At 69.7% G+C, this 24239-nt stretch carries 18 protein-coding genes, 1 tRNA gene and 1 pseudogene; 9 read left to right on the top strand and 11 right to left on the bottom strand.

Annotation, left to right across the window (positions count from 1 at the left end; translation table 11 throughout):
• Positions 1-51: 51 nt before the first annotated feature.
• The 8 genes from ABB07_RS19370 to rpmH form a co-directional block, all read right to left on the bottom strand.
• Positions 52-1146, bottom strand: coding sequence for a ParB/RepB/Spo0J family partition protein (locus tag ABB07_RS19370; RefSeq protein WP_208899889.1), 1095 nt, complete (start codon positions 1144-1146; stop codon positions 52-54).
• Complete coding sequence (locus tag ABB07_RS19365; protein WP_208903522.1) at positions 1143-2216, bottom strand: ParA family protein; 1074 nt, start codon at positions 2214-2216, stop codon at positions 1143-1145. The genes ABB07_RS19370 and ABB07_RS19365 overlap by 4 nt, the downstream gene beginning before the upstream one ends.
• Positions 2217-2481: 265 nt before the next feature.
• Positions 2482-3198, bottom strand: a complete 717-nt coding sequence (gene rsmG, locus ABB07_RS19360; protein ID WP_208899888.1) for a 16S rRNA (guanine(527)-N(7))-methyltransferase RsmG — start codon at positions 3196-3198, stop codon at positions 2482-2484.
• Positions 3199-3315: 117 nt separating this feature from the next.
• Positions 3316-3828, bottom strand: a complete 513-nt coding sequence (locus ABB07_RS19355) for a Jag family protein (RefSeq protein ID WP_208899887.1) — start codon at positions 3826-3828, stop codon at positions 3316-3318.
• Positions 3829-3843: 15 nt separating this feature from the next.
• Complete coding sequence (gene yidC / locus ABB07_RS19350; RefSeq protein WP_208899886.1) at positions 3844-5133, bottom strand: membrane protein insertase YidC; 1290 nt, start codon at positions 5131-5133, stop codon at positions 3844-3846.
• 3 nt (positions 5134-5136) lie between these two features.
• Positions 5137-5511, bottom strand: coding sequence for a membrane protein insertion efficiency factor YidD (gene yidD / locus ABB07_RS19345; RefSeq protein ID WP_208899885.1), 375 nt, complete (start codon positions 5509-5511; stop codon positions 5137-5139).
• Positions 5508-5879: a ribonuclease P protein component gene (gene rnpA / locus ABB07_RS19340; RefSeq protein ID WP_079048889.1), complete on the bottom strand. Its 372-nt coding sequence runs from the start codon at positions 5877-5879 to the stop codon at positions 5508-5510. Before rnpA ends, yidD begins: the two co-directional genes overlap by 4 nt.
• A gap of 21 nt (positions 5880-5900) precedes the next feature.
• Complete coding sequence (gene rpmH, locus ABB07_RS19335) at positions 5901-6038, bottom strand: 50S ribosomal protein L34 (RefSeq protein WP_003956500.1); 138 nt, start codon at positions 6036-6038, stop codon at positions 5901-5903.
• 395 nt (positions 6039-6433) lie between these two features.
• Here rpmH and dnaA point away from each other — a divergent pair, with 395 nt between their 5' ends.
• The 9 genes from dnaA to ABB07_RS19290 all read left to right on the top strand — a co-directional run bounded on the left by dnaA (position 6434) and on the right by ABB07_RS19290 (position 19500).
• Positions 6434-8458 (top strand): chromosomal replication initiator protein DnaA, encoded by a 2025-nt coding sequence (gene dnaA / locus ABB07_RS19330; RefSeq protein WP_208899884.1) that lies wholly within the window; start codon positions 6434-6436, stop codon positions 8456-8458.
• Positions 8459-9488: 1030 nt separating this feature from the next.
• Positions 9489-10619 (top strand): DNA polymerase III subunit beta, encoded by a 1131-nt coding sequence (dnaN, locus tag ABB07_RS19325; protein WP_069779831.1) that lies wholly within the window; start codon positions 9489-9491, stop codon positions 10617-10619.
• A 204-nt stretch (positions 10620-10823) separates the two neighbouring features.
• Positions 10824-11699: a phosphogluconate dehydrogenase (NAD(+)-dependent, decarboxylating) gene (gene gnd, locus ABB07_RS19320; protein WP_208899883.1), complete on the top strand. Its 876-nt coding sequence runs from the start codon at positions 10824-10826 to the stop codon at positions 11697-11699.
• A 103-nt stretch (positions 11700-11802) separates the two neighbouring features.
• Complete coding sequence (gene recF, locus ABB07_RS19315; protein WP_208899882.1) at positions 11803-12924, top strand: DNA replication/repair protein RecF; 1122 nt, start codon at positions 11803-11805, stop codon at positions 12922-12924.
• Positions 12921-13469 (top strand): DciA family protein, encoded by a 549-nt coding sequence (locus ABB07_RS19310; RefSeq protein ID WP_208899881.1) that lies wholly within the window; start codon positions 12921-12923, stop codon positions 13467-13469. The genes recF and ABB07_RS19310 overlap by 4 nt, the downstream gene beginning before the upstream one ends.
• 373 nt (positions 13470-13842) lie before the next feature.
• Positions 13843-15921, top strand: coding sequence for a DNA topoisomerase (ATP-hydrolyzing) subunit B (gene gyrB / locus ABB07_RS19305; protein WP_208899880.1), 2079 nt, complete (start codon positions 13843-13845; stop codon positions 15919-15921).
• 42 nt (positions 15922-15963) lie between these two features.
• Positions 15964-18558 (top strand): DNA gyrase subunit A, encoded by a 2595-nt coding sequence (gene gyrA / locus ABB07_RS19300; RefSeq protein WP_208899879.1) that lies wholly within the window; start codon positions 15964-15966, stop codon positions 18556-18558.
• 18 nt (positions 18559-18576) lie between these two features.
• Positions 18577-19314, top strand: coding sequence for a DUF3566 domain-containing protein (locus ABB07_RS19295; protein WP_208899878.1), 738 nt, complete (start codon positions 18577-18579; stop codon positions 19312-19314).
• 112 nt (positions 19315-19426) lie between these two features.
• Positions 19427-19500 (top strand) — tRNA-Ile (locus ABB07_RS19290).
• A 243-nt stretch (positions 19501-19743) separates the two neighbouring features.
• On the opposite strand, the gene ABB07_RS42010 is transcribed toward ABB07_RS19290, so the two are convergent.
• The 3 genes and pseudogenes from ABB07_RS42010 to ABB07_RS19285 form a co-directional block, all read right to left on the bottom strand.
• Positions 19744-20868, bottom strand: coding sequence for a WD40 repeat domain-containing protein (locus tag ABB07_RS42010; RefSeq protein ID WP_425264814.1), 1125 nt, complete (start codon positions 20866-20868; stop codon positions 19744-19746).
• A 105-nt stretch (positions 20869-20973) separates the two neighbouring features.
• A pseudogene (locus tag ABB07_RS42005) lies at positions 20974-21261 on the bottom strand (WD40 repeat domain-containing protein); the annotation flags it as partial.
• Positions 21162-23819, bottom strand: coding sequence for an NACHT and WD repeat domain-containing protein (locus tag ABB07_RS19285; protein ID WP_425264736.1), 2658 nt, complete (start codon positions 23817-23819; stop codon positions 21162-21164). The pseudogene ABB07_RS42005 and the gene ABB07_RS19285, both read right to left, overlap by 100 nt.
• Positions 23820-24239: the final 420 nt, after the last annotated feature.

Below are 24239 nucleotides of genomic sequence, written 5' to 3'. Positions count from 1 at the left end.
ACACACCGGACACGGCCCGCTCTCTGTACGACCGAGTGGGTCGGACCAGGATCAGTCGTCCTGCTCGTCCGCCATGTTCTGCAGCTCCTGTGGCAGCACCGGGCCCTCGCCCGGAGCGAGCGTGCTCAGAATCCGCTGAAGATCGTCGACCGAGGCGAACTCGACGGTGATCTTGCCCTTCTTCTGACCGAGGTCGACCTTCACCCGCGTCTCGAAGCGGTCCGACAGTCGGGTCGCCAGCTCGTTCAGGGCCGGGGAGAGCCGGGAACCGGCGCGTGGTCCCTTGGGCCGCTGAGGCTTCTGGGGCCGCGAGCCCATGAGGGTCACGATCTCCTCGACGGCTCGCACCGACAGTCCCTCGGCCACGATGCGGTGAGCCAGCCGGTCCTGCTCCTCGGAGTCCTCGATGGACAGCAGGGCCCGGGCGTGCCCGGCGGAGAGGACACCGGCAGCCACCCGCTTCTGGACGGCCGGCGAGAGCTTCAGCAGACGCAGCGTGTTGGAGACCTGGGGCCGGGAGCGCCCGATCCGGTCGGCCAGCTGGTCGTGCGTGCAGTTGAAGTCCTTCAGCAGCTGGTCGTAGGCCGCCGCCTCTTCCAGCGGGTTCAGCTGAGCGCGGTGCAGGTTCTCCAGCAGCGCGTCCAGGAGGAGCTTCTCGTCCTCCGTGGCCCGGACGATCGCCGGGATGGCCTCCAGACCGGCCTCGCGGCAGGCCCGCCACCGGCGCTCGCCCATGATCAGCTCATAGCGGGCGGGCCCCAGCTGCCGCACGACGACGGGCTGCAGCAGACCGACCTCCTTGATGGAGGTGACCAGCTCCTGGAGGGCGTCCTCGTCGAAGACATCACGCGGCTGGCGCGGGTTGGGCGAGATCGCGTCGAGGGGGATCTCGGCGAAGTGCGCGCCCATCGGAGAAGCCGGCGTCTCCGTCTCGGGGACTGCCGGGGGCTCGTCGGTTTCATGGGAAACAGGCGGCAGCGTGGCCACCTTCGCCGCGGCGACCCCGCGGTCGGTCGTCAGCACCGGGACGGCCGCGGGGGAGGCCGAGGCCCCGCCTCCCAGGGCCGGTGCCGGGTTCTTCTCCGTCGGGGCAGCGGGGATCAGCGCGCCGAGACCACGGCCCAGTCCCCTCCGTCGCTCACTCACTGGATCCCCTCCACCATGCTTGGGTCGTTCTGGACGCCGATGTGGGCCTGGCTCGCGTCATAGCTGATGCCGATACCCTTCAGCGCGATTTCTCGGGCCGCCTCGAGATACGAGAGGGCACCGCTCGATCCAGGATCGTAAGTCAGCACCGTCTGCCCGTAACTCGGCGCCTCGGAGATACGGACCGAGCGGGGAATGCTTGTCCGCAGCACCTCGTCGCCGAAGTGGGTGCGCACCTCTTCCGCGACCTGGGAGGCGAGACGCGTCCGGCCGTCGTACATGGTGAGCAGGATGGTCGACACATGCAGCGTGGGGTTGAGATGGCCCCGCACCAGGTCGACGTTGCGCAGCAGCTGGCCCAGGCCCTCCAGTGCGTAGTACTCGCACTGGATCGGGATGAGGACCTCCTCGCCCGCCACCAGCGCGTTGACCGTCAACAGGCCGAGCGAGGGCGGGCAGTCGATGAGGATGTAGTCCAGTGGCTGTTCGTACGCCTGGATCGCCCTCTGCAGTCGGCTCTCACGAGCCACCAGGGACACCAGCTCGATCTCCGCACCGGCGAGATCGATGGTGGCGGGGGCGCAGAACAGTCCTTCCACATCGGGGACCGGCTGCACGACCTCGGCGAGGGGCTTGCTCTCCACCAACACGTCGTAGATGGAAGGAACTTCAGCGTGGTGGTCGATCCCCAGGGCGGTCGACGCGTTGCCTTGCGGGTCGAGGTCGATCACCAGGACCCGGCCGCCGTGCAGAGCGAGCGAGGCGGCAAGGTTGACGGTGGTCGTCGTCTTGCCCACGCCGCCCTTCTGGTTGGCGACGACGATGACTCTGGTCTGTTCCGGCCGTGGCAGGCCTTCGCCGGCGCGGCCCAGAGCCTCTACCGCCAGTTGGGCCGCACGACCGATCGGAGTGTCGTCCATCGGAGGCGGTGTTTCACGTGAAACATCCGCCCCCATCGACTCGGTACGGGGACCGGGGACCGGATCGGTCATCGGTCCCGCGATGTTGGCGTCGGACCGCAAGGATTCACTCTCCTCGACTTCAGGCTCGCAATGAACAGAGCCTCCCATGTCTTCGGGGTCGTGAACCAGTGAGGCCTGGTGTTCTGTGGAGAAATCCACCTCTGTGGACAACTCCGTTGCCCCTCCGAGTGAACCGAGAGGCTTTCGGTCGCGAGGTTCGGCGGCAGCGCGGCCTCGACTGATGATCCCGTGCAGCAGTGAGCGACGTTTCACGTGAAACACGATGCACAGCGACGCCGACCGGACCTCTGCGACACTCCGTCCTGCGTAGGTTTGGCACCTTGTGTGGAGTACGTCTCGTGGTCGGAACGGATCAGCGGCGGCGACGTGCCCGGCCCGTGCGCGCCGCCTTCGCCCGCTTCGCCGCGAACCGCACACCGCCCGGGCTCTCCCCGACCTCGACCCGCACCACCGTGGACATCGGGTCCACGATGCCCTCACCCACATGCAGGATCGACGTCCCGACCGCGCCGAGCTTGCTGAGGGCCGTGGCCGCGGCCTTCAGCTCCTCCTCGGCGGTGTCTCCCTTCAGCGCGAGCATCTCGCCGTAGGGGCGCAGCAGCGGAATGCCCCAGGTGGCCAGACGGTCCAGCGGGGCCACAGCCCGTGCGGTCACCACATGGACCGGCGGCAGCTTGCCCAGGACCTCCTCGGCACGGCCCCGCACCACCGTGACGTGATCCAGTCCCAGCAGCTCGACGACCTCGGTGAGGAAGGTGGTGCGCCGGAGCAGCGGCTCCAGCAGGGTGATGTTCAGGTCGTCCCGGACCAGGGCCAGCGGGATGCCGGGCAGGCCGGCACCGGAGCCGACATCGCAGACCGTCACTCCCTCGGGGACGGCCTCGGAGAGCACCGCGCAGTTCAGCAGATGCCGCTCCCACAGGCGGGGCACTTCCCGTGGGCCGATCAGGCCACGCTGCACGCCCGCCTCCGCGAGCAGCTCCGCGTAGCGGACCGCATCGGCGAAGCGATCACCAAACACTTCCCGCGCCTGCTCGGGCGCGGGGGGAAGCTCCGCTGCCTCCGTCACGGGGACCGTCCTTCCGTACAGCGCCGGCGCTTCGCGCACCGGCCACCAGAACTACCAGGCTGACAAAGTTCGGCCCCGTCTGCTCAACAGACGGGGCCGGTGAAACGTGGGAGCCGATCAGGCGGGCAGCACGACGACGAACCGCTGCGGCTCCTCGCCCTCGGACTCGCTGCGCAGTCCCGCGGTCTTGACCGCGTCGTGCACGACCTTGCGCTCGAACGGGGTCATCGGCTTGAGCTTGACGGGCTCGCCGGTGTTCTTCGCCTCGGCGGCGGCCTTGGCGCCGATCTCGGAGAGCTCGGCCCGCTTCTTGGCCCGGTAACCCGCGATGTCCAGCATCAGCCGGCTGCGGTCGCCGGTCTCCCGGTGCACGGCCAGGCGCGTCAGCTCCTGCAGGGCCTCCAGTACCTCGCCGTCCCGGCCGACCAGCTTCTGCAGGTCACGGGTGCCGGTGTCGCTGATGATCGACACGGAGGCGCGGTCGGCCTCGACGTCCATGTCGATGTCGCCGTCGAGGTCGGCGATGTCCAGCAGACCCTCCAGGTAGTCCGCCGCGATCTCACCCTCCTGCTCCAGGCGGGTCAGGGTGTCTGCACCCTCGGCAGCGGCGGAGGTGGTGCCTTCCGTCACGGGATGGGCTCCTTCTTACTTCTTGGACGGGGACTTGGGCCGCTGCGGGCCACCCTTGCGCTGGCCGGACTGGGCCTTGCTGCGGGTGCCGGAGCCGGGCTTCGGGGCCTGCTGGGCAGCGGCGGGCTTGGCGTCCTGCGGCTCGTCGGACTTCTCCAGCGAGGTGGACGAGGTGGACCCGCCCGCCTGCTTGGGCCCGCCGGACTGTCGCTGGGCCTTGGACTGGCGCTTCGGCTGCTGGCGCCGGGCGGCAGCGCCGGTACCGGCCGTCGAGGTGGTCTCCCCACCGTCCGCGGTCTGCGCCGCGGCCTGGGCCGAGCTCTTCACCACGGTGCCGTCGGCCTGGGCGGCGAGACCGGCCTTGTTCAGGGCGTTGATGAACCTGCGCTCGAACTCGTTGCGGTCGCGACCCTTGGCGACGATCGCCTTGACGATGGTCTTCTCGCTGCGGCGGCGGATCTTGCCGTGGTGCGTGACGTGCTTGGTCAGGCGCTCCAGGTAGGCGGCCTGGGCCTTGGAACCCGGGGTCGGGTTGTTGTGGATGACGTACATCTGCTGACCCATGGTCCACACGTTGGTGGTCAGCCAGTAGACGAGGACACCGACCGGGAAGTTGATACCGAAGACGGCGAACATCACCGGGAAGACGTACATCAGCATCTTCTGCTGCTGCATGAACGGCGTCTTCACCGTGGTGTCGACGTTCTTGGTCATCAGCTGGCGCTGCGTGTAGAACTGCGACGCCGACATCAGGACGATCATGATCGCGGTCACGACCCGGACGTCGGTCAGCGTGGCGCCGAGTGCGGCGACCTTGTCCGCACTGTCCGTGAACTTCGCCGCCAGCGGGGCGCCGAAGATATGCGCCTTACGGGCGCTGGCGAGCAGCGGCTCGTTGATGACACCGATCGTCTTGCCCGTCGCGATGCCGTTGAGCACGTGGTAGAGGGCGAAGAAGAACGGGGACTGCGCCAGGATGGGAAGGCACGAGGAGAGCGGGTTGGTGCCCGTCTCCTTGTACAGCTTCATCATCTCTTCGGACTGGCGCTGCTTGTCGTTCTTGTAGCGCTCCTGGATCTTCTTCATCTCCGGCTGGAGCGTCTGCATCGCGCGCGTCGACTTGATCTGCTTCACGAAGAGCGGGATCAGGCAGATGCGGATCAGGATCACCAGGGACACGATGGACAGGCCCCAGGCCCACCCGGTGTCGGCGCCGAAGATCGCGCCGTACATCTTGTGGAACTGGACGATGACCCATGAAACGGGTGTCGTGATGAAGCTGAAGAGGCTGGCAATCGTGTCCACTAATCATGCTCCTTGGGCATGGGACGAGGTCTCTGCGGCCGGGCTCGGAGGAAGCTCGGAAGTCTGGCTCCCGGGCTCCGCTTCGGTGGCCGGTTCGGCGGCGGAGGGCCCCGCCTTGCGTGCGCGCCAAGCGTTGCGCAGCATTTCGTGCCACCGCGGGCGCTTGCGCGGCGGAACATGGTCCACACCACCCAGCGACCACGGATTGCACCGGAGGATGCGCCAGGCGGTGAGTGCCGTTCCCTTGATCGCACCGTGCCGGTCGATGGCCGTGTAGCCGTAGTGGGAGCACGACGGGTAGTACTTGCACACCGGCCCCAGCAGTGGACTGATCGTCCACTGGTACAGCTTGATCAGAGCCAGCAGCGGGTACTTCATCGCGCGCCCCCTCCCAGCAGCCGCTGAACGGCGGCATCCAGGTCTCGGGCCAGCTGTGCGTGGTCTGCGTCGCCCGCTCCGGGCAGCGCTCGTACGACTACCAGGCTACCGGGGGGAAACAGGGCGACTCGGTCACGCATCAGATGACGCAGTCTGCGCTTCACTTTGTTGCGCACGACCGCTCCACCCACGGCCTTGCTCACGACGAAACCCGCACGCGTCGGGGGAGCGCTCTCCCCAGGCGCGTGCGGGTCCGTGGCACCGCTACGAAGGTGGACGACGAGGGTCGGGCGTCCTGCCCGGCGACCTCGTCGTACCGCGGTCGCGAAGTCCTCGCGCCGCCTCAGCCGGTTCTCGGTGGGCAGCACGACGTCATGACCTGACCGGGATCAGGCGGACAGACGGGCGCGACCCTTGCTGCGGCGGGACGCGAGAATCGCGCGGCCGGCACGGGTGCGCATACGCAGCCGGAAGCCGTGGGTCTTCGCGCGACGACGGTTGTTCGGCTGGAAGGTGCGCTTGCTCACTCGGGGGCTCCAGAAAGAAATCGGTAGTGGCGGGTGCCGTCTTGGCTGTCACCGTGCGCCCACGAGTAGCTCGCGTCACGCCCGAGTGCACCGCTTCCCGATCACCTGACGTGACCTGTGCCCATCGGAGGCAGGCGGCAGCAGCCATCGACAACTCGACCTGGTTACGGTACGCGGGGCCGCGGCATCCGGTCAAACCGGGGGGCACGGAGAGACACTGTCCACAGGCTGGGGACAACAACTTGAACCGTACCCGCCGCGCTGACTACCGTGGCTGAACTCCGATTCGTTCTTTTGTCCCCCGCCCCGGCGGGTTTGACCCACTGACCACCCGAAGTACCCCCCGACCCGTCCCGCGATCACACGTTCGTGGGACCTGTGAGAGAGCGTGCCCTGTGGCTGACGTACCCGCCGATCTTGCCGCAGTGTGGCCGCGAGTACTCGAACAGCTCCTCGGTGAGGGCCGCGGACAGGGTGTCGAGGCGAAGGACGAGCACTGGATCCGCCGCTGCCAGCCACTGGCGCTGGTCGCTGACACCGCTCTGCTCGCCGTACCGAACGAATTCGCGAAGGGCGTACTGGAGGGCCGTCTGGCACCGGTCGTCAGCGAGACGCTGAGCCGCGAGTGCGGCCGTCCCATCCGTATCGCGATCACCGTGGACGACTCCGCGGGCGAGCCCCCGGCTCCGGCGGCGCCGGTGCCGCAGCCGCCCAAGCCGCGCTACGAAGAGCCCGAGCTGCCGTCCGGCCCGTCGTACGAGGAGCGGACGTACGAGGAACGGCCGTACGAGGGCTACGGCCGCCACCGCGCCGCCGAGCAGCCGCCCGCCGAGCAGCAGCACCGCGCCGACCCGCTGCCCACCGGCCGCCCCGACCAGCTCCCCGTCGTACGCCCGGCGTATCCCTCCGAGTACCAGCGCCGCGAGCCCGGCACCTGGCCGCGGCCCGCGCAGGACGAGTACGGCTGGCAGCAGCCGCGGCTCGGCTTCCCCGAGCGCGACCCGTACGCGTCGCCGTCGTCCCAGGACGCCTACGGCTCCGGCCCCGAGGGTTACGGCTCCGGCCCCGACAGCTACGGCTCGCCGTCCCCGGACTACCGCTCGAAGAGCATGGACCGGCCGTCGTACGACCAGCAGCGCGGCGAGTACGACGGCCCGCGCGCCGATTACGACTCCGCGCGCCCGGACTACGACTCCGCGCGCCCCGAGTACGACCCGTCCCGCACCGAGTACGACCAGCGCGACCCCGTCCGCCGTGAGCTGCCCGAGCAGCCGGCGGTCGGCGGCCCGGCACACCGCGGCGGCCCCGGCCGGCCGGATCTGCCCACGACCGGCGCTCCCGGACCGCTGGCCGCGCAGCCCGCGCCGGCCAGCGGTCCCGGCGAGCCGACGGCACGGCTGAACCCGAAGTACCTCTTCGACACCTTCGTCATCGGCGCCTCCAACCGGTTCGCGCACGCGGCCGCGGTCGCCGTCGCCGAGGCACCGGCGAAGGCCTACAACCCCCTTTTCATCTACGGGGAGTCGGGGCTCGGCAAGACGCATCTGCTGCACGCCATCGGGCACTACGCGCGCAGCCTCTACCCGGGCACGCGCGTGCGGTACGTGAGCTCGGAGGAGTTCACCAACGAGTTCATCAACTCCATCCGCGACGGCAAGGGCGACAGCTTCCGCAAGCGCTACCGCGAGATGGACATCCTGCTCGTCGACGACATCCAGTTCCTCGCGGACAAGGAGTCGACGCAGGAGGAGTTCTTCCACACCTTCAACACGCTCCACAACGCGAACAAGCAGATCGTGCTGTCCAGCGACCGGCCGCCGAAGCAGCTGGTCACCCTGGAGGACCGGCTGCGGAACCGTTTCGAGTGGGGTCTGATCACCGACGTCCAGCCGCCCGAGCTGGAGACGCGCATCGCGATCCTGCGCAAGAAGGCGGTCCAGGAGCAGCTCAATGCCCCGCCGGAGGTACTGGAGTTCATCGCCTCCCGGATCTCGCGGAACATCCGTGAGCTGGAGGGCGCGCTGATCCGGGTGACCGCGTTCGCCTCGCTCAACCGGCAGCCGGTCGACCTCGGTCTGACCGAGATCGTGCTGAAGGACCTGATCCCCGGTGGCGAGGACAGCGCGCCGGAGATCACGGCCACCGCGATCATGGCGGCCACCGCCGACTACTTCGGGCTGACGGTGGACGACCTGTGCGGCACCTCTCGCGGGCGCGCGCTGGTCACGGCCCGGCAGATCGCCATGTATCTGTGCCGGGAGCTGACGGACCTGTCGCTGCCGAAGATCGGGGCGCAGTTCGGCGGGCGCGACCACACGACCGTCATGCACGCCGACCGCAAGATCCGCGCGCTGATGGCCGAGCGGCGGTCGATCTACAACCAGGTGACCGAGCTGACGAACCGGATCAAGAACGGCTGACGGCCGCTGCCGCTGGGCCTATGGCGACGCTGAGGGCGCCTTCGGGATGCGTGTCCCGGGGGCGCCCTTCGGCATGGCCGCTGTCTGCGGTGGCGGGTACCAGGGGTGGGTGACCTGTGCTGTGGCTGGGCGAGGGCGGCTTTCGCTTGCCCGCGCCGGCGGGGTGCAGCTGTGCCCACCCGTGCCGGCCCAGCGGCACGACTGCCCGCAGCTGCACGGCTACGCCGCCGCTCGGCCGGGTTGCCCGTTCCCCGCTGCTCGCTCCCGGCTGTTCGATTACCTGCCGGGTTACGGCCCCTCTCCACAGATTCGCCGAGTTTCTTGCGTCCACATCCTGGGGACTGTGGAGTTGTCCCGAACGGCGTCCACAGGGAGCCAGTTGATCCGGCGTCCGCCCAGCTCAGCCGCCTGTGGAATCGTGGACGAACGATCTCCACAGACTGTGGACGAAGGGAAGATCCACAGGCTGTGCATGAAGTTTTCCACTGACGACCCACAGGCCCGCGGCGGTTGTCCCCAGTGAACCCCCGCTTCTCCACATGGCTGTCCACTGTTCGGCAACGAGACCCGCCCGCTCACCTCGTCGAGTGAAAGGCGTCACACGAAGGTGCCGGATTGGGGTGTGGGAAACGTGGGTAAACCTGGGGACGCAGCTGGGGAGAACTGCCTTCAGGCTGTGGGCGGAGTGTGCAGAACTTTCCGTTCTCCACAGATGCCCCTGGTTGTCCACCGCCTCCACCCACAGGCCCGGTGGACAAAATCTCGGCCCTGAGCTGGGCAAACGGGGTTATCCACGGTATCCACAGGCCCTACTACTACTCCCGACTAGAGAAAGCTCGGCAATCGTTTTGAAGCGGGGCCTGTGCACAACTCGCTGTCTCGCGTCCGGCTGCCTCCCGGAGCGACTTGACCCCGACAGGCACCTACTGTCAGTGCGGTGCGTCAGACTGGTCCCCGGTGTCCTTCCCGTCGCAGTGGGCGGCGACACCGAGTCGGAGGACTCAGTAGCAACAGCAGGAGGCGGCTTACGGTGAAGATCCGGGTGGAACGCGACGTACTCGCGGAGGCAGTGGCGTGGGCGGCACGCAGCCTCCCGGCCCGTCCGCCGGCGCCTGTCCTCGCCGGCCTCCTCCTCAAGGCCGAGGACGGCCAGCTGAGCCTGTCGAGCTTCGACTACGAGGTCTCGGCGCGCGTGTCCGTGGAAGCCGAGGTCGAGGAGGAGGGCACTGTCCTCGTCTCCGGCCGACTGCTCGCCGACATCTCCCGCGCTCTCCCCAACCGGCCGGTGGAGATTTCCACAGACGGTGTACGGGCGACCGTGGTCTGTGGGTCCTCCCGGTTCACCCTGCACACCCTGCCTGTGGAGGAATACCCGGCGCTGCCGCAGATGCCGAACGCGACCGGCACCGTCCCCGGCGAGGTCTTCGCGGCCGCCGTGTCCCAGGTGGCCATCGCCGCCGGCCGTGACGACACGCTGCCCGTCCTCACCGGTGTGCGCATCGAGATCGAGGGCGACACGGTCACCCTGGCCTCCACCGACCGCTACCGCTTCGCCGTCCGCGAGTTCCTGTGGAAGCCGGAGAACCCGGACGCCTCCGCGGTCGCCCTGGTCCCGGCCAAGACGCTCCTGGACACCGCCAAGTCGCTCGGTGCCGGTGACAGCGTGACGCTGGCGCTGTCCGGCTCGGGCGCGGGCGAGGGCCTGATCGGTTTCGAGGGCGCCGGGCGCCGTACGACCACGCGTCTGCTCGAGGGCGACCTGCCGAAGTACCGCACGCTGTTCCCGACCGAGTTCAACTCCGTCGCCGTGATCGAGACCGCGCCCTTCGTGGAGGCCGTCAAGCGTGTGGCACTGGTGGCCGAGCGGAACACCCCGGTGCGGCTGAGCTTCGAGCAGGGCGTGCTGATCCTGGAGGCCGGGTCCAGCGACGACGCACAGGCTGTGGAAAGGGTCGACGCCCAGCTGGACGGCGACGACATCTCCATCGCCTTCAACCCGACGTTCCTGCTCGACGGTCTGAGCGCGATCGACTCCCCGGTCGCCCAGCTGTCGTTCACGACGTCCACGAAGCCGGCGCTGCTCAGCGGGAAGCCGGCGGTGGATGCCGAGGCCGACGACGCGTACAAGTACCTGATCATGCCGGTGCGGCTCAGCGGCTGACCGTTTTCCACAGCTGTGCATGGCGCCGGGTGCTCCTGTGGGTGCCCGGCGCTGCTGGACGGCATTGGTGGACGGCGGGGGTCGCGGCGCGAGTTTCCGCAGGTGAGCGCGTATGCCCACAGCTGTGCACGAGGGGTCGCGACTAGGCTCGGCCCGGCACCAAGGTGCCTGTCACGCCACACAGCGACCTAAGGAACACAACTGATGGAGCTCGGTCTCGTCGGCCTCGGCAAGATGGGCGGCAACATGCGCGAGCGGATCCGCCGCGCGGGCCACACCGTCATCGGATACGACCGCAACGCGGACCTCGCGGATGTCCACAGCCTGGAAGAACTTGTGGGCAAGCTCAGCGGGCCGCGCGTGGTCTGGGTGATGGTTCCGGCAGGCGAGCCCACCCAGTCGACCATCGACCAGCTGGCCGAGCTGCTGGAGCCCGGTGACGTGGTCGTGGACGGCGGCAACTCGCGGTGGACCGATGACGAGAGGCACGCCCGGGAGCTGGCCGCCAAGGGCATAGGCTTCGTCGACTGCGGTGTCTCCGGCGGCGTCTGGGGCCTGGAGAACGGGTACGCGCTGATGTACGGCGGCGACGCCGAGAACGTCGCCAAGGTGCAGCCGGTCTTCGACGCGCTGAAGCCGGAGGGCGACTTCGGTTCCGTGCACGCCGGCAAGGTCGGCGCGGGCCACTTCGCGAAGATGGTCCACAACGGCATCGAGTACGCGATGATGCAGGCCTACGCCGAGGGCTGGGAGCTGCTGGAGAAGGTCGACTCCGTGGACAACGTCCGCGAGGTCTTCCGCTCCTGGCAGGAGGGCACCGTCATCCGCTCCTGGCTGCTCGACCTCGCGGTCAACGCGCTGGACGACGACGAACACCTGGAGGGCCTGCGCGGTTATGCACAGGACTCCGGTGAGGGACGCTGGACTGTGGAGGCCGCGATCGACAACGCGGTGCCGCTGCCGGCGATCACCGCGTCGCTGTTCGCGCGGTTCTCCTCCCGCCAGGAGGACTCGCCGCAGATGAAGATGATCGCCGCACTGCGCAACCAGTTCGGCGGTCACGCCGTGGAGAAGAAGTAGTCCACAGGGATCCCTAGGGATCCACAGAGATCCACGGGGCCGCTCCCGCGAGCCCCGTGAGCCACAGTCGATCAGCACTCTGGGGAAGGCCGGCGAAACGACCATGCACGTCACGCATCTTTCGCTGGCCGACTTCCGCTCGTACGCCCGGGCCGAGGTGCCGCTCGACCCGGGCGTCACCGCCTTCGTCGGCCCCAACGGGCAGGGCAAGACCAACCTCGTGGAGGCGGTCGGATACCTCGCCACCCTCGGCAGCCACCGCGTGGCCTCCGACGCACCCCTGGTCCGCATGGGCGCCGAGCGGGCCGTCATCCGGGCCCAGGTCCGGCAGGGCGAGCGGCAGCAGCTGGTCGAGCTCGAGCTGAACCCGGGCAAGGCCAACCGGGCCCGCATCAACCGGTCCTCGCAGGTCAGGCCGAGGGACGTGCTGGGGATCGTACGGACGGTGCTGTTCGCGCCGGAGGATCTCGCGCTCGTCAAGGGCGACCCGGGCGAGCGGCGGCGGTTCCTCGACGAGCTGATCACGGCCCGGTCGCCGCGCATGGCCGGGGTGCGCTCCGACTACGAGCGGGTCCTCAAGCAGCGGAACACTCTGCTCAAGACGGCCGCCCTGGCGCGTAGGCACGGCGGGCGCGCCATGGATCTGTCCACGCTCGACGTGTGGGACCAGCATCTGGCGTGCGCGGGCGCCGAGTTGCTCGCCCAGCGCCTCGACCTGATCGCCGCGCTGCAGCCGCTGGCCGACAAGGCCTACGAGCAGCTGGCCCCCGGCGGTGGGCCGCTGGCGCTGGAGTACAAGCCGTCCGCGCCCGGTGAGGCCCACGCGCGCGAGGATCTCTACGCCCAGCTGATGGCGGCCCTGGCGGAGGCGCGCAAGCAGGAGATCGAGCGCGGCGTCACCCTCGTAGGCCCTCACCGGGATGATGTGATTCTCAAACTCGGTCAGCTGCCCGCCAAGGGGTACGCCTCCCACGGCGAGTCCTGGTCCTACGCGCTCGCCCTGCGTCTGGCCTCCTACGACCTGCTGCGGGCCGAGGGGAACGAGCCGGTGCTGGTCCTGGACGACGTCTTCGCCGAGCTGGACACGCGCCGGCGGGAGCGGCTGGCCGAACTGGTCGCGCCCGGCGAGCAGGTGCTGGTCACCGCCGCCGTGGACGACGACGTACCGCAGGTACTGGCCGGAGCGCGGTACGCCGTGTCGGGCGGGACGGTGGAACGCGTATGAGCACCGACGAACCCACCCCCCAGGATCCCCGGAAGAGCGGGGACGAACCCTCCGGTGTGGACCTCGCGCGCGTGGCGCTCCGTGCGGCGAAGGAACAGGCACGCGCGCGTGGTGACGCGGCGCGGCAGAAGAAGCAGGCCCGGCGCGGCGGCGGGCTGCGCTCCGGCGCGCGCGCCGACGGCCGCGACCCGATGGCGCTCGGCGCCGCGATCAACAGGCTGCTGACCGAGCGGGGCTGGGAGACGCCCGCGGCGGTGGGCGGGGTGATGGGCCGCTGGCCGCAGATCGTCGGTGAGGACCTGGCCAAGCACTGTGTGCCGCAGCGGTACGACGAGGACGAGCGCGTGCTGATCGTGAGTTGCGACTCGACGGCCTGGGCGACCCAGCTGCGGCACCTCGCGCCCGCTCTGGTCGCCCGGCTCAACGAGGATCTGGGGCACGGCACCGTACGGATGATCAAGGTGCTCAATCCCGGCGGCCCGGCCCGCCGCTACGGCCCGCTGCGGGCTCCGGGGAGCTCCGGACCCGGCGATACCTACGGGTGACGTACCTCACGTCGAAGACGGTGACCGCGCTGTCGTCGCGGCGCCGTACACAGGTGTGGACAGCCGCCGCGGCACCGGCGGATCGCCATCTGACCCCCCAGTAGCCAAGGGTTGACGGCTCGAAGCGCTGAGTGCCGCTGTGAGCCCCTTGGGGCCCCCTTCCGTATATCGGGACCCGATCGAGGCCGGTTCAGGGCGGCACATGGGGACTCAGGTACCGGCAAACCCCCATCGATGTCAGAGCTACCGGTAGACTGGGAGACAATCCCGCCCCACTGTGGGGACCGCCCGGGAAAAGCTGAGCAACGCTGATCAAGGCTTACCACCGCAACATGCCGCAGCCGCTCCGGCAAACCGCCGACGAGCCCGGCTCGTGCTGTGCCAGAAAGGGCGCTTCGTGGCCGATTCCGGCAACCCCAACGAGAACATCCCGTCCACCGACGCCGGCGTGAACGGCGAGCCCGCCGAGGCCACCGCCTCGGCCTCGTACGACGCCAGCGCCATCACCGTGCTCGAAGGGCTGGACGCGGTCCGCAAGCGGCCCGGCATGTACATCGGTTCCACGGGCGAGCGCGGTCTGCACCACCTGGTGTACGAGGTCGTCGACAACTCGGTCGACGAGGCGCTGGCCGGGTACGCGGACACGATCGACGTCACGATCCTCGCCGACGGCGGCGTCCGGGTCGTCGACAACGGCCGTGGCATCCCGGTGGGCATCGTGCCCTCCGAGGGCAAGCCGGCCGTCGAGGTCGTGCTGACCGTGCTGCACGCGGGCGGCAAGTTCGGCGGCGGCGGTTACGCCGTCTCCGGCGGTCTGCACGGTGTGGGTGTGTCCGTCGTGAACGCCCTGTCCACGAAGGTCGCCGTCGAGATCAAGACCGACGGTCACCGCTGGACGCAGGACTACAAGCTCGGCGTCCCGACGGCCCCGCTCGACAAGCACGAGGCCACGGACGAGACCGGTACGTCGGTCACCTTCTGGGCCGACCCGGACATCTTCGAGACCACCGAGTACTCCTTCGAGACGCTGTCGCGGCGCTTCCAGGAGATGGCCTTCCTCAACAAGGGTTTGACGATCAAACTCACCGACGAGCGCGAGTCGGCGAAGGCCACGAGCGGCGCGGACGAGGCGGGCGCGGACGAGAAGGCCGAGGTCAAGACCGTCACGTACTTCTACGAGGGCGGCATCGTCGACTTCGTGAAGTACCTCAACTCCCGCAAGGGAGAGGTCGTGCACCCCACGATCATCGACCTGGAGGCCGAGGACAAGGACAAGAGCCTGTCCCTCGAGGTCGCGATGCAGTGGAACAGCGGCTACAGCGAGGGCGTGTACTCCTTCGCGAACATCATCCACACCCATGAGGGCGGTACGCACGAAGAGGGCTTCCGCGCGGCCCTCACGAGCCTGATCAACAAGTACGCGCGCGACAAGAAGCTGCTGCGCGAGAAGGACGACAACCTCACCGGTGACGACATCCGCGAGGGTCTGACCGCGATCATCTCGGTCAAGCTGAGCGAGCCGCAGTTCGAGGGCCAGACGAAGACCAAGCTGGGCAACACGGAGGCCAAGACCTTCGTGCAGAAGGCGGTCTACGAGCACCTGAACGACTGGCTGGACCGCAACCCGGTGGAGGCCGCGGACATCGTCCGCAAGGGCATCCAGGCGGCCACCGCGCGCGTGGCGGCCCGCAAGGCGCGCGACCTGACCCGCCGCAAGGGCCTGCTGGAGTCGGCGTCCCTGCCGGGCAAGCTCTCCGACTGCCAGTCGAACGACCCCACCAAGTGCGAGATCTTCATCGTCGAGGGTGACTCCGCCGGCGGCTCGGCCAAGTCCGGCCGCAACCCGCAGTACCAGGCGATCCTCCCGATCCGCGGCAAGATCCTCAACGTGGAGAAGGCCAGGATCGACAAGATCCTGCAGAACCAGGAGATCCAGGCGCTGATCTCGGCCTTCGGTACGGGTGTGCACGAGGACTTCGACATCGAGAAGCTCCGCTATCACAAGATCATCCTGATGGCGGACGCCGACGTCGACGGCCAGCACATCAGCACGCTGCTGCTGACCTTCCTGTTCCGCTTCATGCGGCCGCTGGTCGAGGCCGGGCACGTCTACCTGTCCCGTCCCCCGCTGTACAAGATCAAGTGGGGCCGGGACGACGTGGAGTACGCCTACTCCGACCGCGAGCGCGACGCCCTGATCGAGATGGGCCGGCAGCGCGGCAAGCGCGTCCGCGAGGACTCGATCCAGCGCTTCAAGGGCCTCGGCGAGATGAACGCCGAGGAGCTGCGCGTGACCACGATGGACCAGGAGCACCGGGTCCTCGGCCAGGTCACCCTGGACGACGCCGCGCAGGCCGACGACCTGTTCTCGGTCCTCATGGGCGAGGACGTGGAGGCCCGCCGCCAGTTCATCCAGCGCAACGCCAAGGACGTCCGCTTCCTCGACATCTGAGTCGGTCTCAGCTGACCGCACCAGGAAGGAACCCCACCAGCAATGGCCGACGAGAACACTCCGGAAACCCCTGAGACCGAGGGCGGCGAACTCGCGATGCGCGTCGAGCCCGTCGGGCTCGAGACGGAGATGCAGCGCTCGTACCTGGACTACGCGATGTCCGTCATCGTGTCCCGTGCGCTGCCCGACGTCCGGGACGGCCTCAAGCCCGTCCACCGGCGCGTGCTGTACGCGATGTACGACGGCGGCTACCGCCCCGACCGCGGCTTCTACAAGTGCGCCCGTGTCGTCGGCGACGTCATGGGCAACTACCACCCGCACGGCGACAGTTCGATCTACGACGCCCTGGTGCGCCTCGCGCAGCCGTGGTCGATGCGGATGCCGCTGGTCGACTCCAACGGCAACTTCGGCTCCCCGGGCAACGACCCGGCGGCCGCCATGCGGTACACCGAGTGCAAGATGGCGCCGCTGTCGATGGAGATGGTCCGCGACATCGACGAGGAGACCGTCGACTTCACGGACAACTACGACGGCCGCTCCCAGGAGCCGACCGTCCTGCCCGCCCGCTTCCCGAACCTGCTGATCAACGGCTCGGCCGGAATCGCGGTCGGCATGGCGACCAACATCCCGCCGCACAACCTGCGCGAGGTCGCGGCCGGCGCCCAGTGGTACCTGGAGAACCCGGACGTCTCGCACGAGGAACTGCTGGACGCGCTCATGGAGCGCATCAAGGGCCCGGACTTCCCGACCGGCGCCCTGGTGGTGGGCCGCAAGGGCATCGAGGAGGCGTACCGCACGGGGCGCGGCTCCATCACGATGCGCGCGGTGGTCGAGGTCGAGGAGATCCAGGGCCGCCAGTGCCTGGTGGTGACCGAGCTGCCGTACCAGGTCAACCCGGACAACCTGGCGCAGAAGATCGCCGACCTGGTGAAGGACGGCAAGATCGGCGGCATCGCGGACGTCCGTGACGAGACCAGCTCCCGCACCGGCCAGCGGCTCGTCATCGTCCTGAAGCGGGACGCGGTCGCCAAGGTCGTGCTGAACAACCTGTACAAGCACACCGACCTGCAGACGAACTTCGGCGCCAACATGCTGGCGCTGGTCGACGGCGTGCCGCGCACCCTCTCGCTGGACGCGTTCATCCGCCACTGGGTGACGCACCAGATCGAGGTCGTCGTCCGCCGTACCCGCTTCCGGCTGCGCAAGGCCGAGGAGCGCGCGCACATCCTGCGCGGCCTGCTGAAGGCCCTGGACGCCATCGACGAGGTCATCGCGCTGATCCGGCGCAGCGAGACCGTCGAGATCGCGCGCAGCGGCCTGATGGGCCTGCTGGAGATCGACGAGATCCAGGCCAACGCGATCCTCGAGATGCAGCTGCGGCGCCTGGCGGCCCTGGAGCGGCAGAAGATCGTCCAGGAGCATGACGAACTCCAGGCGAAGATCAACGAGTACAACGAGATCCTCGCCTCCCCGGTCCGCCAGCGCGGGATCGTCAGCGAGGAATTGGCCGCGATCGTCGAGAAGTACGGCGACGACCGCGCGACCAAGCTGATCCCGTACGAGGGCGACATGTCCATCGAGGACCTGATCGCCGAGGAGGACATCGTCGTCACGGTCACCCGCGGCGGCTACGTCAAGCGGACCAAGACGGACGACTACCGGGCGCAGAAGCGCGGCGGCAAGGGCGTGCGCGGCACGAAGCTGAAGGAAGACGACATCGTCGACCACTTCTTCGTCTCCACCACGCACCACTGGCTGCTGTTCTTCACCAACAAGGGCCGGGTGTACCGGGCGAAGGCGTACGAGCTGCCCGAGGCCGGCCGGGACGCGCGCGGGCAGCACGTGGCGAACCTGCTCGCCTTCCAGCCCGACGAGGCGATCGCCGAGATCCTGGCCATCCGGGACTACGAGGCGGCGCCGTACCTGGTGCTGGCCACCAAGTCCGGTCTGGTCAAGAAGACGCCTCTGAAGGATTACGATTCGCCCCGCTCCGGCGGTGTGATCGCGATCAACCTGCGTGAGCGCGAGGACGGCAGCGACGATGAGCTGATCGGCGCGGAGCTGGTCTCGGCCGACGACGACCTGCTTCTGATCAGCAAGAAGGCACAGTCGATCCGGTTCACCGCCTCCGACGAGTCCCTGCGCCCGATGGGCCGCGCCACCTCCGGCGTCAAGGGCATGAGTTTCCGTGAAGGCGATGAACTTCTGTCGATGAATGTTGTTCGACCCGGTACGTTCGTGTTCACTGCCACCGACGGCGGGTACGCGAAGCGGACCGCCGTCGACGAGTACCGCGTCCAGGGTCGCGGCGGCCTCGGCATCAAGGCCGCCAAGATCGTGGAGGACCGTGGTTCGCTCGTCGGGGCGCTGGTCGTCGAGGAGACCGACGAGATCCTCGCGATCAGCCTCTCCGGCGGTGTGATTCGTACGCGAGTCAACGAAGTCAGGGAGACGGGCCGTGACACCATGGGCGTCCAACTGATCAACCTGGGCAAGCGCGATGCCGTGGTCGGTATCGCACGAAACGCCGAGGCGGGGCGCGAGGCGGAGGAGGTCGACGGCGAGGAGCCCGTCGACGCCGCCGAGGGTGCTCAGGCCACCGGCACGGACGAGGGTGAGGCGCCCTCGGCCGAGTAGCACGAGGAGAGAGTCATCGTGAGCGGAGCCACGGGCGCCGGATCGGCCGGTACCCCCACGGGTACGGAAACGGACGGCGGCGGCCGTGGCTCCGCCGCGCACGGGGCGGGTGCGGGGAGCACGACCGACCCGCACACGACCAACCTGAAGCCGGTGCAGGTGCCCGCGAAGGACTCCTCCGGCACGTCTGGACCCCAGGGGGGAACTGTGACGGACACCCGAGGCCCGGCCGCCGCGGCCGGCGAGGCGCAGTCGTCGTCTCCGCTCCCCGGGGAGCGGCGCCCGGAGCAGCCCTCCGGGCCGTACCACCCGCCGCAGGCCTATCCGGCGCAGCCGCCCGCCGGTGCCGTACGCCGCCCGCGCACCGGCGCGCGCACGGCGCCGCGCACCCGCAAGGCCCGGCTGCGGGTGGCCAAGGCCGACCCGTGGTCGGTGATGAAGGTCAGCTTCCTGCTCTCCATCGCGCTCGGCATCTGCACGATCGTCGCGTCGGCGGTGCTGTGGATGGTCCTGGACGCGATGGGCGTGTTCTCGACGGTGGGCGGCACGATTTCGGAGGCGACCGGCTCGAACGAGGCGAACGGCTTCGACCTCCAGGCGTTCCTGTCGCTCCCCCACGTCCTGACGTTCACGACGATCATCGCGGTCATCGACGTGGTCCTGGCCACGGCCCTCGCGACGCTCGGCGCGTTCATCTACAACCTCTCCGCGGGCTTCGTGGGCGGCATCGAGCTGACCCTCGCGGAGGACGAGTGAACCGCCTTCCCGCGCCCTGGTGACAGCCCCCCGACAACCGATTTTGGGACTGACGTGGTCGTGCGCTAATCTTCAGGAGTCAGCGCGCGGAACACACACCGCAGAGCGCGGCGGGGCTATAGCTCAGTTGGTTAGAGCGCATCCCTGATAAGGATGAGGCCACAGGTTCAAATCCTGTTAGCCCCACAGCACGAAGACCCCCGGTCCGGATGGATCGGGGGTCTTCTTCTTGTGCGTCGGGTCATGTGCGTCGGGGGCTTCTTCATGTGCGGGGCGCCGGTTCATGTGCGGGGTGCCGGCGGGTGGCGGGCATGAAAAGGCCCGACCGCTGGCGACGGGGGATGCACCAGCGATCGGGCTGTGGCCAAGGGTAACAAGCTCGGGCGCCTCGTGGGGGCAAGTCGATCGAGAATGAGTCAGGTTGGCCGATCAGTGACCGCACGGGGGGTCGTAGGAGAGGCGGGGCAGGTACTCGTGCCACTTCTGCGGGGTCAGCACGCCCCGGGTGACCGAGCAGATGTGCTCGATCGCCGCGGCGGGGTCCAGGTTCCACAGGCGGACCGTGTCCGTGCCGCTGGACAGGCCGAGGACGTTGCTCGTGCGGCTGAACGACAGGAAGGTGCCCGACCTGGCGCTGGGGCTCATCGACTGGCCGATGGGGGTCGCCGAGGCGGGGTCGGTGACGTTCCACAGCCGGACCGTGTTGTCGTTGCCGCCGCTGGCCAGAACGTGCCCGTCCGGGCTGAACGTCAGCAGTTTGACGGCCTCGGTGTGACCGGTGAGCGGTGCGCCGAGCGCGGTCGCCGAGCCCGGGTCGCTGACGTTCCACAGCCGGACCGTGTCGTCGTCGCTGCCGCTGGCCAGAACGTGCCCGTCCGGGCTGAAAGCGATCGCGTTGACCGGGCCGGAGTGGTCCGTGAGCCGGCCGAGCGCGGTCGGGCGGGCCGGGTCGGTGACGTTCCAGAGGCGCACCGTGCTGTCCGCGCTGCCGGAGGCGAGGGTCCGCCCGTCAGGGCTGAAGGTGATCGCGTTGACGTAGCCCCGGTGGCCGGTCAGCGGCTTGCCGAGCGCGGTGGGGTGCGCGGGGTCGGTGACGTCCCACAGCTGGACGGTGGTGTCGTCGTAGGCGGTGGCCAGGGTGCGGCCGTCCGGGCTGAAGGCGAGCGTGGCCGGCCCCGCGAAGCGGGTCCGCAGGGCGATGGGTGCTCCGGCGACGACCGGGTGCGACGGATCGCCGACCTTCCACAGGTACACCGTGTGGTCGTAGGTGAGGACGGCGAGGACGCGGCCGTCGGGGGAGAACCGCAGCGAGCGATGGCCTGCGTCCCCCCGCATGAACGGCTTGCTCAGCAGCACCGGCCGGTCGGGCCGCGTCACGTTCCACAGCCGGAGCCTGCCGTCCCGCGCCGCCGTGCCCAGCACCCGCCCGTCCGGCCGGAACGCGCCGGTGCGGCCGACGATGTCCGAGGTCGGCAGCGACCACAGGCGTACCTTGCCGTCGCCGCTGCCGGTGGCGAGGGTGCGCCCGTCGGGGCTGAAGCCCAGCGCGTACATCTCCCCGCTGCTGCCGGCGAACGGCTGTCCGACCTGCGACGGGGACGAGGGGTCGCTGACGTTCCACAGGCTCGCCGTGCTGTCCGCGCTGGCCGCGGCCAGGTTGCTGCCGTCCGGGCTGAAGGCCACCGACCAGATCGGCCCGGTGTGCCCGGCCAGCGGTGAGCCGAGCGCGGACGGGTGGGCGGGGTCGGTGACGTTCCACAGCCGGACCGTGTCGTCGGCGCTGCCGGAGGCGAGGGTGTGCCCGTCCGGGCTGAACGCCACCGAGTGCACCAGGTCCGTGTGGCCCTTCAGCGCGGTGGGGTACGGCTTCGGCCGGTGCGGGTCGGCCGTGTTCCACAGCATGATCGTGTCGTCGTCACCGCCCGCCGCGAGCGTGCGCCCGTCGGGGCTGAACGCGACGCTGCGCACCGCGGCGCTGTGCCCGCGCAGGGCGCCGAGCGCGCGCTCGGCCGGCGCGGGTCGGCCACGTTCCACAGCCGTATCGTGCGGTCCTCGCCGGCCGAGGCCAGCGTGCGTCCGTCCGGGCTGAAGGCGATCAGGTAGATCGTGCCCCGGTGACCGGCGAGCGGCCTGCCGAGCCGCTTCGGGTGGGCGGGGTCGGTGACGTCCCACAACCGGATCGTCCCGTCGTCCCCCGCGCTGGCGAGGGTGTGCCCGTCCGGGCTGAAGACGGCGCTGCTCACCCAGCTGGTGTGGCCGGTCAGCGGCCCGCCGAGCGGCGTGGGCCGGCGCGGGTCGGCCACGTTCCACAGCCGGACGGTGCGGTCGTAGCTGGCCGTGGCCAGCGTCCTGCCGTCGGGGCTGAAGGAGGTGAGGTAGACCGCCCCGGTGTGGCCGGACAGAGGGATGGCCAGCGGCGCGTTCACGATCGATATCAGCCTGCTGTACGTGCCCTCGTCGTCCGGGCGCAGATGGTGGGCGACCAGGTCGATCTCGGCGGCCAGGGACGGATCCGTGCTCTGGACCCGATCGGCCTCGGCGAGCACCTGCTCGAAGACCGCGTCGTCCCGCTGCTGCCAGGCGATCACGGCCGAGCCGCCCGCGACCAGGGCCAGCACCACCAGCGCCGCCACCGCGGCCCGGCTCAGCCACACCGAGCGCTTGCGCAGCCGGACCGCCGCGGCCAGGAACTCCACCGCGCTGCGGGTCAGATACGTGTCCCCGGCCGACCGCGCCCAGGCGCGCGCCTGTTCCAGCCGGGAGCCCCGGTAGAGCAGCGAGCTGTCCCGGCCCGAGTCCTCCCAGGCCCGGCCGTCCTCCTCCAGCCGCTGGCGCAGCAACTGGTCGCCCCGGTCGTCGTCGATCCAGTTCCGCAGCCGGGGCCAGGCGTGGAGCAGCGCCTCATGGGTGATCTCCACGGTGTCCGCGTCCAGCGTCACCAGCCGGGCCCGTACGAGGGCCTCCAGGGACTCCTCCGTCTTGCCGGGGTCCGCCGACTCCTCCGCCAGCTGCCGCCGGGTGCCGCGCCGTCGCGTGGCCTGGGTGTCCTCGCCCAGCCGGACCAGCCGCAGCAGGAGCAGCCGGGCGGCGCTGCGGGCCGCGGGGTCGAGCCCCGACCAGGCACGCTCGGCGGTCGCCGCGACCGCCCCCTGGATCCCGCCCGCCGCGCGGTAGCCGGCCAGCGTCAGCCGCCCGGCCTTGCGGCGCTGCCAGGTGGCGAGCAGGGCGTGCGAGAGCAGCGGGAGCACACCCGCGTCGTGTGCCCCGCGCGGCCCGTCGGCGCTGACCTCGCGGACGATCAGCTCGGCGAGCCCCGCCTCCAGCTCCAGACCCACCGCCTTGGCCGGGCCGGTCACGGCCTCGCGCAGCTCGGTGCTGGTCAGCGGGCCGAGCACCATGTGCCGGTGCTGGAGGGCGTCGGCCAGTTCCGGGTAGCCGAGGCACTGCTCGTAGAAGTCCGCGCGGATACCGAGGACGACGAGCACCGGGGCGGGCTCGTCCGAGTCTGCGGGCGGGGTGCAGGCGGCGTGCAGCAGCTGGATGAACGTACGCCGGTCCGCCTCGTCGGAGCAGAGGGTGAAGGCTTCCTCGAACTGGTCCACGACGATGACCGTCCGGCACTCCTGGGACGCCTCGCGGCGGGCCCACTCGGACACGGCCTCGCGCGCCGCCCGGGCCACCTGCGGGGAGTCGGAGCCGGGAACCACCGGATTCTCCGTGGCCTCCTGCTCGGCCCGGCGCGCGTCGGCGGCGACCGTCCGCAGATCGGGGATACGGCGGACCAGTTCACCGAGGGGGTCGGCGCCGGGGACGAGGTGCAGGACGCAGTCGGCGGTGGTTTCCCGCGGAGGCTGGGCGCTCGTGTACGGCATACCGGTGCCGCCTCCGTCGCGCAGCGCGCCGCCACGTACGGCGGGGACCAGGCCGGCGTTCAGCAGGGAGGACTTCCCCGCTCCCGAGGCGCCGACCAGCATCACCAGACCGCCGGTCCGCTCGGCGGCGCGGAGCTGGGCGATGAGCGCGCTCGTGCTCCGTTCCCGGCCGAAGAACCACCGGGCGTCCTCCTGCCGGTAGGGCGCGAGGCCCCGGTACGGGCAGACTCCTCCGGTGACGGGCGGGGCCTCGGCGGGGGGCTGCTGGTTCTCCTCGGCGGGCGGCGTCGGCCGGTCGCCCACCGGGTCGGCCAGCGCCCGCTCCCACAGCCGCTGCCAGTGTGCGAGGTCGTACAGGCCCGTGGACACCGGCGCGGGCCGCAGCCGACGTGCCTCCGGGATCAGGATGTGCAGCACCGCCGCGAGCGCCGTGAACTGGGCCGGCACATTCCTGGCGCGGCGCCAGTCACTGATCCGCTGCGCGGACACCCGCACGGGCCGGCCGCGCTCGTCGACCCGCTGCAGCCGTACGACCGCCTCGGCGACGCTCTTGAGGGGAGGGTTTCCGGCCTCCTTGTACAGCAGCGCAAGGCGCTCGGCGAAAGCTGTGCGTGCCCCTGAGTCGGAACTCAAGGTCCCACCCCTTTACTTCCCCCCGCGTCTGGACGTCCGGACCGGAAAACCCACCCTATATGCCTGACCTGCGGATAAGCACGGGACCGGAGGCCGCGGTCTCCTCGTCGTGGGCGACAGATGGCAGGATCCGGACCCGGTAGCGGACCCGTCACACACCGTCCGGACAGGCCACGGCCCCGTGCTCGGACAGACAGCCCCTGGCAGCGAAGGATCTCGGCCAATCTCGATCAGCGCGTGAACGTCCGGATCGGCTCCCTTCTTCGACCCGTGTCGAGCCGACATGGCACGGGCCGACACCTCGCGCCGTCCGGCACCGGTCCCCACGAGGGGAGGGACCGGTGCCGGACGGCGTCGGGATGGTGTGTTCCGGGCGGGACGGATGATCCGGTGGGCCGAGTGATGTTTCACGTGAAACAC

This window comes from Streptomyces incarnatus (assembly GCF_001027185.1).
Classification (GTDB): Bacteria; Actinomycetota; Actinomycetes; order Streptomycetales; family Streptomycetaceae; genus Streptomyces; species Streptomyces puniciscabiei.
This window is presented reverse-complemented; position numbering and strand designations above follow the sequence as displayed.

What these genes read in the sequence shown, in the direction of transcription:
- gnd (WP_208899883.1), top strand. Translation starts at nt 10,824, where the DNA reads ATGGAGCTCGGTCTCGTCGGCCTCGGCAAGATGGGCGGCAACATGCGC.
- ABB07_RS19365 (WP_208903522.1), bottom strand. Translation starts at nt 2,216, where the DNA reads ATGGGAGGCTCTGTTCATTGCGAGCCTGAAGTCGAGGAGAGTGAATCC.
- ABB07_RS19310 (WP_208899881.1), top strand. Translation starts at nt 12,921, where the DNA reads ATGAGCACCGACGAACCCACCCCCCAGGATCCCCGGAAGAGCGGGGAC.
- yidD (WP_208899885.1), bottom strand. Translation starts at nt 5,511, where the DNA reads ATGAAGTACCCGCTGCTGGCTCTGATCAAGCTGTACCAGTGGACGATC.
- recF (WP_208899882.1), top strand. Translation starts at nt 11,803, where the DNA reads ATGCACGTCACGCATCTTTCGCTGGCCGACTTCCGCTCGTACGCCCGG.
- ABB07_RS42010 (WP_425264814.1), bottom strand. Translation starts at nt 20,868, where the DNA reads ATGTACGCGCTGGGCTTCAGCCCCGACGGGCGCACCCTCGCCACCGGC.
- gyrA (WP_208899879.1), top strand. Translation starts at nt 15,964, where the DNA reads ATGGCCGACGAGAACACTCCGGAAACCCCTGAGACCGAGGGCGGCGAA.